The following is a 10,997-nucleotide window of genomic DNA, read 5'->3' as shown; positions in this document are numbered from 1 at the left end:
TGGGGAAGAAGGGCTCAAGACGCGCCATCTGCGCATCCGTCAGCCAGAAAAGATCAGACATGCTCACCGCTCAGTTTTCGAAGCGTGAATCATGCTCCAACGCGGAAATCAATGGGTCCTGAGCCTAGTCGCCTCATTGGAGTTCGAAACATGCTTATCACAGGCACCCAAATAACTGATCAAGCTCTGCTAGCCAATGCTGACCCCAAGAACATCCGAGGTGGGTGCTACTATCTGAGGATTCACTCGATCATTCCGACCGGCGAAGAGGCGAAGACCTACGATCCGAGCAAACCGACGACCTTCTACACGCTCGAGCCGGGTGGGCTGGCGTGGGTGATATCCGAAGAGAAGTTTCAAATCGAAGACGCGCGCGTCACGGCTCTGGTGACTCTGCGGAGCGGCTTCACAAAGCAAGGCATGTTGGCGCTCGATGTCGGCCTTGTAGATGCAAATTTCTTTGGGCCCATCGGAAGCCTTGTCATCAATTTCTCAAAGAAACCCATCCGATTGAAAGCGGGTGATGAATTCTTCAGGGTTCTATTCTTCCAGCATGGCGAAGCAAAAGACGGGCAAGTTCCAAAGCTAACCAGCTTCACGCATTCTGAATATGTGGAGAAGATCTTGACGGATATGGTTGGCGGGTTTTCGGGAACTTTCCTGCAGACTGCTGAAATGGAGAAGCGCATCAGGGAAGACTTGAAGAACGACATCACCAACAGACTCGAACCGGATCTGCTTGACAAGTTCGCCTCTCGCTTCTTCCAGAAAAACTGGCTGAAGCTGATAGGCCTGTTGGCCGCCGCAGTTCTATCAGGGTACTTCTTCGGCGTTACAGATTACCTACATTCCAAAGAACAAATAAATGAATTGATCCAGAATCAACTTGAAGCCCTCGGAATTCACGAGTCCACTTCTCCTGTTTCTGAATAGCCTTCCTGCCGCAACTTACCCAAGGCCACCATCGCAATCGCACACTGCTTGTCCGAGGGCATCTTGCTTGGGATCGCGGCGCAGGTTTCCAGAACGCCATTTTCTCGCGGGGACAGAAGCCCACGCTCCCGCGCCCAATTCCGGGCTTCCGCCCAGAAAGCGGCACCAAGCCTGTGCACTTCGAGTTCCGCCTCGACGCTGGTCTCGACAGCCTTGTCCGCACGGGCCTCTCTCGCACGTTCATTGGCCAGGTCCGGCGAAATCAGCACGCGATCGAATTCTTCCGGATAGCTCAACTCACGATCCTCCAGCCCCTTCCAACAAGCCTGCTTCTTGGCCCATTCGCTGAAGTTGCGCACGCCCTCGGGCGGGTGCGTGATCACGTCCTGAGCTTCTGCCGCAGCAACCAACAGTGCCGCCTTCAGATCGGGCGAGACATCCTGGTATCTCCAGACGGCGTCCAGGTCGACAACCATCTCCCGATCCTCTGCATCATGCACGAGCTTGGCAATCGCGTAGGTCACGATGTTGGCACGGTATCCGCCTTCGTACCATTCCGCGCCCGAAACCAGTTCTTCGGTGGCCCGAAAAATGATGGCCTTTGCGATCATGCGCCTGAACCAGAGCTCATCGAATGCCGCACCTTCGGAACCCCATCGCTTGCCGATATGCTTGGCGAATTCCGCGAAGTTCTTCTGTGCACCGAGGCTCACGATATGCGGCAGGCACGCCCAGGTGTTCTCGAACTTGGCCAGGTCGGTCTTCGTGAGGAACTGGGAGCGTGGAAACTCGGCATCGAACTTCTTGCGCTCAGCGATGGTCCTGCGTCCGCGTTCGTCGGCATACTGTCCCCTTGCGCGCTCGTAGAACCATTTCGTGTCCCGATACCCGTCCTCTCCCCGCGCCAGAACCTTGCGCGACAGCTCTTCCGTCCGGATGTGGAAGGGGTGGTTGGCGAAGAAGTCTGCCGCGTTCACCTTGTTCTGACTATTGGCGTATTCCGAGATGCGCGGAACAACGAGTTCGGACTGTTCTCGCGGAACGATAGTCAACTTCATCTGGACATGAACCTGTTCCAACTGCTCGGCAAACGCCTTTCGCGCCGCGTGGAGTGAGGCCGTGGTCTGCCCACCATTGACGATCTGCAGATTGTCCGCGCGAACCAAGCGCTGGCCATGATCGCCTTGCTCCACCTCGATCGCGTCTGCCGTTGCGCTGAGACCGTTGTTGTAGGAAAAGAACATATGAGGTTCATCGCGGATCGTGTCGCGAATACCCCTATTTACCTTCCCGCGTGCTTGCAGAAAGCTTCGGACGTTCGCTTCTAGAAGACGCGGCCCCCATTTGTCGTAGATGGCGGCCAGCTGTTTGCCTGGAATGACAGCCAGGTAACTCTCGAGAGAAGTTTCGGCCCCGGATGCCGCGAGCAGCGGAATGCCGCCACCGAAATCCTTTTCGAAATCGATGACCAAGTTGGCTCGCGCCTGACCTTGCTCCATATACTGCTTGAGGCGCTTCAGGTCCCAAACACTCAAGGTTACCGGCTTGCCGTCGACATCCGTCACCTTGGCCGCGTCGGCTTGTGTCCTTGAGTCAGCGTTTGAAACGATGATCAGTTTGATCTTCTCAATGTCTTTCCAAGTCGTGGCAATCAGATCAGCGACACCAAAGCCGGAACTCGTTTCCTCGAGCTGTTCCCTGAAATCACGCTTCAAGCTTGCTTTGAGAAAGCGATGCAACGTGTTCAGCAGAACCTGGAGCCGATCCTTGTGAATCAGCCTTACTTCATCCGTGATCGAGAAGTCGCAGAGGATTAAGCTCAGCACTCCATCGCCGTCCCTCGGGTCACCACCGTAGCCGTCGATTCGTGCCGGATTGCCGGAAACACTCCCTTCGAAGTACGCTCTGTTTGCGCCGTCTAGCTCGCCAGCTTCCGTGAGCAACTCGCCGACTTTTTCGAAGAAAGCTTCCACTGTGACAAGGCCGAGGACGTCAGCATCGCCCTGGATATCGGCGATAAGTTCATGATGGAATTCTTCCAGATCACTCATGGTCAAGCCCTCCTCGGATGACGTCGATCAGATCACCTTCCAGTTTGAACGGTTCGCAGGCATCGAGAGCAATCGCGTACCGGACATTCTCCACGCCCGGCGCAAGAGGTGTGGAAATCCGAGGAAAACCTTCTGTCACCTCGTAGTCGTTCGCAGCGCCAAGAAGCCATCGCCGCTCGTCGTAATCGTTCTCGGGATCATATCCTGTCGAATAGAGCGTCTCTTCCCACGCATCGAAGGCCGCGCCGTCTTCTTCGAACATCTCGGACGTCATTCGCACGTGATCATGCAGGCTCTGACCTTCCGGCAGGACGGCCGACGCCACATTGACCACACGAAGGCACAGGCGGCTCCCTTCGACATCCGCAAGCTGGTCTTCGGACGAAATGGCTACGAACGGCTTTGCAGCCACCCGCCTTGCCTTCACCTCGACGCAGCTTCCGATGAGCTCGAAGTCCTTCGCCGAGCCGGTCGGGCCGGTCCAAGCCTCGATTGCAGTCTCTGGGCCGAATGCGGACACAAGTTCCCGAACGAAGGCCAACTCGCCGACAAGCCCCCTCTGCTCTTCAACGGACAACCCATTGGTCTTTCCGCCACGCAGAAGGTGATACCATCGCCGTGTACGTTGCAGCGCTCTGACGAGCGCTTCGTCGCGATCCGCACCTGCCTCTCCGGCCTCAACGACATCCCGGCAAAGGGTTTCGAATATCTCGACCTGACTTCGTTCCTTGAGGCCGAGAACGAATGCCGATCCGCCTGATACAGGTCGGAAGGATGCAACAAGGTTCTTCAACTTCGGCAAGCGGGGCAGTGGTTGTGGCAGGCCTGGCAGCCTCAGCATCAGGCCCGGCATGCCTGCTTCCAGCACCACCCAGAAGAAATCGAAACGGCCCGCGACATCGACCCGCTTGGCTTCGTCAGGGGACAGTCTTTCCCAAGGTTCATAAGGCTTCAAGTGCTGCCTCCTGATCATCGTCTTCGTCGTCTTCACCGAAGAGCTCCTGATAGCGAACCGTGTTCACCACATACTCGACCCTTTCGGCCGGACGTGAGGACACGGGAAGGCTTATGCCCCACGCCACCACGGGGTCGTCAGGTATCAGGCTGACTTCCTTTGCGTCTTCCTTTCCATCGGGTGCCTTTGCCTTAACGAAATGCAGAATGAACAACCCTCGATCTCTTTCGCGGCGGTAGATCGAGTCCGGATAGTTCACGCGCTCGCCGTCGGCCTTTCCTTTTTCCTCTCGATAGCGCGCCTCTGCTGCATCAGCCCTTGCCGGGTCGACGCCGGCCTTTTCGATCCCCCTGGACGCGACGCGCATTCGCTTCCCACTGAAGGACATGAACTCGTGCTGCAGATCATGAAGATCTACGTATCGCGTCGCTGGCACGATCGGCTTGCCAAGCGCCATGTCTGGCAGCCCCTTGGCGAGACTTGGAATGAGTATATCCCAAGTCTGCAATTCGTCGGCTTTTCGTGCCCGAATGTAACTCCGGACAGGCCCCGGATCAGTCGTCACGCTTTGCTCTGCATTGCGCCATCCGGCAAGGAACTCGTCTATGAATTCTACTGGCGCACCGCGTACCAAGGTGCCCCAAGGCGAGCTTTCTTCCCTGAGGCTCGCTCCGTTCAGCTTCGAAACAAGCGACTTGGCGAGGCCGAGGTTTGCAGAAAGGTCGCTGGGCTTGATACTGACCTTCGAGGTTTCTACGAACTTGTTCGAAAGACCTACAAGCGTTGTGACCTTCTTGCCCGACCCCATCTTGTTCCGCGCGGTCACCAGTAGTGAAGCGGGGTGGCTTCGCACAGCAAGGCCAAACATTCGAGGCGTTGCCTTGGCCTTCTCCATGGTGCGCAACTCATCATGCAACTCCTCGGCGGCGGTCGCTATGAACGAGTACCAATCAATTGCTTCGGCAGGCATCCATATGCGGCAAAGGTCCTCGTATCCGCCCCGGTAGCCGAACCAGCGCCCCATCTGCATGAGTGTGTCGTACATCATGGTATTGCGCAGGAACCAGGTGACGGTCAGGCCCTCCAGCGTAAGGCCGCGCGACAAAGAGAAACCACCGACAGCAACGACGGTCTGGCCGCGCTCTCCGGAGTTCGAATAGTCCAGATCATTCGCGCGGCTGTTGACCTCGACGATTTTGGCGGATGCGAGCGCATCAAGAAGTTCGGACTGGATGGAGGGCCAGTCGAATTCTACGTCGGGGTACTCTTCCCGCCAGACACCATGTAGTGCGGCAATCTCCGGATCATTCAATGCAGCTGCGCCTCGGCTCGCGTTGATCCGAACAGAATTCTGAATCCGCTCGAGCGTTTCGTGAAGGCGATTTCGGAGGCGCCCCTGCACAGCGGTGAAACGGCTCGCGTTTACAAGCATCGAGCAATGCGCTCGTTTCTGGCCACGCATATTCCTGATGGTCCTTGCCAACAAGAAAGCGCGCAATGCCCGCGTCAGGGAGGACGGAAGTGCATCAAGTTCGTGATCGATCTTGTGCTTGACCGGCAGAATATCCTCGTTGTCGGTGATGTACCGAAGCCAGGTCGGATCGCCTTCCTCCGGCAGCCCATCCACGAAAATCTTGGTCGGGCCGAAGTAGTTGGTGGGTGCGTCCAGGCCGATGATGAAATCTCTCGGAAAGAGGTCTTCATTGTACATCTCGTCGTCCTGATCGGGGTCGATGAAGATGTTGGCGAACGGAGTTGCCGTGTACCCGACATAACAGCTCCGGTGGAACATGTTCAGCAGGTCGCGAATTTGCCCATTGATCGTGGTGACAAGCTTCTTGCCGTACTTCGTGTTGATCGAAGCGTTGTCTGCTTCGTCATCAATCAGCAGCATCGGCTGGTCGATCATCTCCTGATCGCCGCGCGCACTGTTGTCCTTTAGCCAGTCGAGCAGGTTGGCGAGCGTGCGGTGGTTCTTCTTGATCACAAGGACGACAGGTACCTTGTACGAGTCGATCTCGCTCGTATTCGTGGATGCCGTGGCCTTGTTGAAGTCCCTTAGCGTGTTGGTGAGGCTGACAGGGGTGTTATTCGGGTCGAAATGACCGACGCCGATGATGTGTTTTGCCCCGCCTTTCTTGGTTTCCTGGGACTTCCCGGTATCGCGACCGATGAAACCTTCGTCGATCCTGGCCTGTGTCTGGTTGCGCAGGTTATTGTGAATACCGGCAATGACGATGATCAATCTGTATCCGGCATCTGCAGCTTTGCAAATCAGCCCGGCATAGTTGGCGGTTTTTCCACTTTGAACGTGTCCGACCACCATGCCGCGCCGATCCCACGGCACATGCTTCTCGGGGTTGCCAAGACGGCTGAGGATTTTGTCCGTAACCGTGTCCGTGGAAATAACCACGTCTTTCGGCAATCCGTTTTGCAGGAGCAATTTCTGGTAGCGGTTCCAGTAGAAAGGCTCGATCGACGGCTTCGCGTCATCCAGCCAAGGTTCGAAATCCTCGCTGTCAACCACTGCACCAAGTCCAGCCTTGATACCCTGCTTGTGCTCGATCTCCCGCGCAATCTGCTCGATCTCTTCATCGCTGAGGCCCGGCGGTACCAAAGCTGCGACGCCTCGGATCATACTGCGCAACTCGTCTTCGGTCTTCCGTGCCTGATTGAACAGGCCACTTTCGACCATGTTCTTCACTGTCTCGATGGCTTCACTCATGAATTTCGTGTCCTCAAGAATTCTTCCAGAATCGGTGCGGCGGCTTCCCACCGCACTCGCAAGAATGGGTTGCTCTGCATCGTGTCCGACAGGGCCTCGGAGGGCACACCGTTTTCCGTCAGTGTCACCGCAAGGGAATAGACCAACTCTTCGAGGTCGGTTGCTGAAGTCTCGTCTGCCGTGACCGCTTCCGCGTTTCCGACGAGTTCAGCATGCAGCGTCTCGATCGGCAGACCTGAACCGACAATGCGCAGGCAACGTTCGAAACCCTCTCGCAGCTCTTCTGGCAGCTGCTCGGCATAGGTTCGAAATACCGGGTGCTCCAAGTTGGGGCGAAAGACGATCTGCCCATCCTTCTGCACCCGATTCCAGATCGGAAAACGGGTCTCATCGACCAGCTTCTGGCCTCGGCTGCGATAGGTGCGCTTGGATGTGCCGACGAACCTTTCTACCACCTTCTTCAGTCGCTCACGCACCACCGGCGGAAGCTGGGCCGAGGCTTTCTTGACGTCGATCTTCCACTCCGCATCCATCGTGTTCGGGATATCGACTGCGATCCGACAGAGTTTCGTGAGTTCGGTCTGGCGCGCGAGACCCAGCCATCCGCCCGCGATGATTAAACGTTTCTCACGATAGACGTAGAGGCCCTGGGACTTCAGATGGCCCTCCGGGCCGCCGATTTCTTCCCACTCTTCCCGGCTCATCCGCTTGTGATGGGGAAGCGTATGGCATCTGATCAGGACGTCACCCTGACGCAGGCGCAGCACCTCCTCCGGGTCCTTCTGCGTGGCGGCATGTGACGTTGCCATGGGATCGATGGGTTTCAGCTGGCGACCGTTGAGTGAAAGTTTCAGTCGTGGCTTGGCGCCCTCCAAGAAGCGATGGAACACCAAGCGCAGATGATGTTCTGCGCGGGACAGCTCCGAATTCATGTGCTCGGCCCGCTTGGTGCGGTCATGGGTGTAGCCGCCACTCAAGCGATCGAGTTTCTCCCAGATGACGACCGTTCCGGTCTCCGCAAGGAGGTCATGCCCTGTCACAAGTTCGGGGTTGTCGATGAGTTCGAGGCTCCAGTCGTTCCGTTTCGCGACGCGATCCAGATCCCAGCGCGCGCAGGATGTTCGACCGTCTTGCCGCGTCAGAACCGTCAGACTTCGACACTGAGAGAAGCTGGCACTCTTCAGGCCTAAACCGAAACGACCGAGGTCTTCTGCCTCGCGCTCGTCGGTCGGATTCTTCGAACCGAGACGCATGGCTTCGACCAGTTCGGTTTCCGTCATGCCTGAACCGTCATCGGCCAATGCGATCCACGGCTCGTCGGCAACGGTGTCGGCGATCAGCTCTACCGTCCGTGCGCCAGCGGTGATGGCGTTGTCGATGATGTCGGCGAGAGCTGTCTCGAGGTTGTAGCCGAAGTCGCGATGGCCCTCGATGAGCGATGCCGCATAGGGTGTTGCATCCACCTCCCGAACAATATGCTCCGTCATTTTGGCCTCCTTTCGCCAAGAGCGGAACGAAGAGCGACCAACTGATCAGGTGACAACGTCCTGGTGCATGAAAGCGCAGAGAAACGGCCTAGAACCAAAGCGTTGACGACTGAACGGGACAAAATGGGAAAAATGGATAACGTCATGTGAAGCTATTACTCGGTACGCGAATGCGCTCAGTCAGAAATTGTTCGAAGTTGGCGGTTGCAAGAGCGTGAGCACTGTCGTTGAGCTCGGCAGTCACAACTGCCTGGACCAGGCCGAAAAGGCCGAAAATCGCGATGCCGGGCAGCATCCAGAGCCAGGTGGTCAACGATCCGAAGTCGTCAAACAGCACGGGATAGAGGAGCGGCCAGATGATGAAAGGAATAGCTGCGAGTGCCATGATCCTGAACGGTTTCAGCTTGCGATCCGCTTCAGTCGAAAGACGCTCGTGTGTTTCTGCCAGGTTGCGTTCCCATGCAAGATATTCGTCTTCGATCTGGCCAGTCAGGTAGTGTCCGCAGCGACAATATTCGCGCGTGATGTATTCAATCTGGCCACACCGGGCGCAACGGGCCGCGTTGACGCTGTTGGCCTTAGGGCGCAATCCATTGGTCTCCCGCGCCTTCTTTGGGTCGACTTCCACACCGGCAACGCCTTCAAGCAGGCGTTCAACATCCGGGCCCAGCCGAAGCTTGCGCGGGCGCAGTTTTGCCACATCGTCGGGGAGTTCTTCATCCAACATCAACTTACCAACCTCAAAACGCTATCAATTCTCGTGGTGTCCGGGCCCTCGCCTTCATTGGCCAACGACTCGGTGTTGAGGAACTCATCGAAGAGGAAATCGATGGCGTCCCATTTCTTTTCGGGGGTCACGGTCAAACCGCGTTCAATGATCCTGTGCTCGACGGCGATTCCGATCTTGCGATTGGCCGAGGCGATCTGTTCGTGCCTGCGGTTCTTGCCGTCCTCGGTATCGCCTTCGAGCATCCAGAGCGGATCGACGTCGAATTCCTCGTAGACTTTCAGAAGCAACTGGGCGGTCAGGTCTCGCTGGCCACGTTCGTAGTTCTGGTAAGCGCTTCGACTGATACCCAGCTTTTGCGACATCTCCTCTTGAGAGAGTCGCGCCATGTTCCGTACTGCCGCAAGGCGATGTCCAAGGCCAACAACAGCCATGTTCAACTTTCGTTTGTATTTGTGTTGACCTCATTCGTAGTCATTTGTATCAAAAATAGATACGAACGATGGCGACACGCTTGATTCATGCAGTATCAGCGTAGTTTTGTTTCATTCTGGACGCAAAACGAAAACTCTCGCCTCGGTTTGTGAGCAAACGGTTTAAGGAGGCGAAGCGTGCAAAAGCTCTTGGAAACCCCGAAAGAACTGGCTGACCGCGTCGGCATTCCTGTGTCCAACGTGCGTTACCTGATCCGCGAGGACATGCTGGACCACATCTACACGGCCCCAGGGCGCCGAAACCCCAAGATCCCTTCCGGCGCATGGGAGCGGTACGTTGACAATTTCACGGTGAAGGCATGCCAAGAAGATCATCCCCGCCGCGCCTCGAGCGCGATCGCAAGCGCCCGTCCGAGGGAAACTGGTACATCTACTGGACCGAAGGGGGACGCAGCCGCGAGCACTCGACTGGCACTGGGGATCGCGACCAGGCTGAACTCTACTTCGCAGAATGGAAGCTGAGACGCTTCAGGCCGGAGCGTGCGGTCGAGCCGCATGAATTCTATGTTGCTGACGCGATTTCGCACTACCTTGCGAAGCGGCTTGATGACGTCACCGACCCGGAGCGACTGGCCAATGCTGCCAAGCCGATCATCCGGTTTTTTGATGGCTACTCCGTGGGCGACATCAACGATGCGCTCATCAAGGAGTACTGCCAGAAACGCCGAAAGGGTCGGGGCGACAAGGGGCTCAAAGACGGAACTCTGAGGCGAGAGCTCAGCCTGTTGTCCACCGCAATCCGGCGGGCCGAGGAAGACCAGCTGATCACGCGCAAGATCGCGGTACGGCTTCCGCCAAAGCCCGAGGGGCGCATCCGCTTTCTGACCTGCGAAGAGGCGCTAACGCTGATCAGGGTGTCGCGAAGCTTTGATACCCCTTTTGAGGATGGCGTGCCCACCGAATCGAAGACCGAACACCTGACCCTGTTTCTCCGGATCGGATTGCTGACCGGCCAGCGAAAGGAAGCCATTCTGTCCTTACGCTGGTCCGACATCGATTTCCATAGCAACATCATCTACTGGAACCCTATCGGACGACGACGCACCAAGAAGGAGCGCCCGAGCTCGAGGTTGCCGGCCCGGCTGAGGAAATACCTGTTGCGCAGGCGCCGGCGATTTCCTGAAGACGAATTCGTCATCACGCATCGCGGAAAGTCATTGCAGAACATCAAACGCGCGTTTCGGACGGCCGTTGTAGCTGCTGGTCTCGAGACCGACGGAGACCGGAAAGTCGTGCCGCACACCTTAAGGCACACCTGCGCAACCTGGCTCATGCAGAAGGGCGCGCCCAAGTGGGACGCCTGCGGCTTTCTCGGGATGACCCTCGAGACGCTCGAAAAGAACTATGGGCATCACCATCCGGATCACCAGCGAGGCGCAGCGGACGCAATCTGATGTCCGGATCACATCCGGAAATAGATCAGTACAAACGTAAACAAAGGAGCAGCTAAATGAGAGTATACAGCAATGATTACAGAGGCTTAAGGTCAGGTCTGATCCTTCGGGAGGCAGGGGCCGGAGGTTCGAATCCTCTCACTCCGACCAATAATTTCAGATACTTAGCAATTGTTGTTCCGGCCCTCATTCAGGGCCGGTCCGGATTTGATCCGGATTTTGCGGTTCTTT

8 protein-coding genes are annotated in these 10,997 nt (G+C 56.8%); 2 read left to right on the top strand and 6 right to left on the bottom strand.

Annotated elements, in window-relative coordinates; translation table 11 throughout:
- Positions 1-150 precede the first annotated feature (150 nt).
- Entirely contained in the window at positions 151-933 is a 783-nt protein-coding gene (locus tag ROH8110_RS18260; protein ID WP_170156541.1) for a dCTP deaminase/dUTPase family protein, read from the top strand.
- On the opposite strand, the gene ROH8110_RS18255 is transcribed toward ROH8110_RS18260, so the two are convergent.
- From ROH8110_RS18255 to ROH8110_RS18230, 6 genes are all read right to left on the bottom strand, one after another.
- Positions 903-2,984: an AIPR family protein gene (locus ROH8110_RS18255; protein ID WP_085819234.1), complete on the bottom strand. Its 2,082-nt coding sequence runs from the start codon at positions 2,982-2,984 to the stop codon at positions 903-905. The genes ROH8110_RS18260 and ROH8110_RS18255 overlap by 31 nt on opposite strands.
- Positions 2,977-3,975, bottom strand: a complete 999-nt coding sequence (locus ROH8110_RS18250) for a PD-(D/E)XK motif protein (protein ID WP_211330800.1) — start codon at positions 3,973-3,975, stop codon at positions 2,977-2,979. Before ROH8110_RS18250 ends, ROH8110_RS18255 begins: the two co-directional genes overlap by 8 nt.
- The gene (locus ROH8110_RS18245) at positions 3,926-6,664 is read right to left on the bottom strand and encodes a Z1 domain-containing protein (protein ID WP_085819232.1); all 2,739 of its coding nucleotides are present in this window, start codon (positions 6,662-6,664) and stop codon (positions 3,926-3,928) included. Before ROH8110_RS18245 ends, ROH8110_RS18250 begins: the two co-directional genes overlap by 50 nt.
- Positions 6,661-8,151, bottom strand: a complete 1,491-nt coding sequence (locus ROH8110_RS18240) for an ATP-binding protein (protein WP_085819231.1) — start codon at positions 8,149-8,151, stop codon at positions 6,661-6,663. Before ROH8110_RS18240 ends, ROH8110_RS18245 begins: the two co-directional genes overlap by 4 nt.
- Before the next feature lie 142 nt (positions 8,152-8,293).
- The gene (locus ROH8110_RS18235) at positions 8,294-8,878 is read right to left on the bottom strand and encodes a hypothetical protein (RefSeq protein WP_085819230.1); all 585 of its coding nucleotides are present in this window, start codon (positions 8,876-8,878) and stop codon (positions 8,294-8,296) included.
- On the bottom strand, positions 8,878-9,312 hold the full coding sequence (locus ROH8110_RS18230; RefSeq protein WP_085819229.1) for a helix-turn-helix domain-containing protein: 435 nt from the start codon (positions 9,310-9,312) through the stop codon (positions 8,878-8,880). The genes ROH8110_RS18235 and ROH8110_RS18230 overlap by 1 nt, the downstream gene beginning before the upstream one ends.
- A 359-nt stretch (positions 9,313-9,671) precedes the next feature.
- Between ROH8110_RS18230 and ROH8110_RS18225 the strand changes: the two genes are divergently transcribed.
- Complete coding sequence (locus ROH8110_RS18225) at positions 9,672-10,766, top strand: tyrosine-type recombinase/integrase (protein WP_085819228.1); 1,095 nt, start codon at positions 9,672-9,674, stop codon at positions 10,764-10,766.
- Positions 10,767-10,997: the final 231 nt, after the last annotated feature.

Source organism: Roseovarius halotolerans (assembly GCF_900172255.1).
GTDB lineage: Bacteria > Pseudomonadota > Alphaproteobacteria > Rhodobacterales > Rhodobacteraceae > Roseovarius > Roseovarius halotolerans.
The sequence above is the reverse complement of the archived record's forward strand: the minus strand, read 5'-3'. Positions and strand labels throughout refer to the sequence as shown.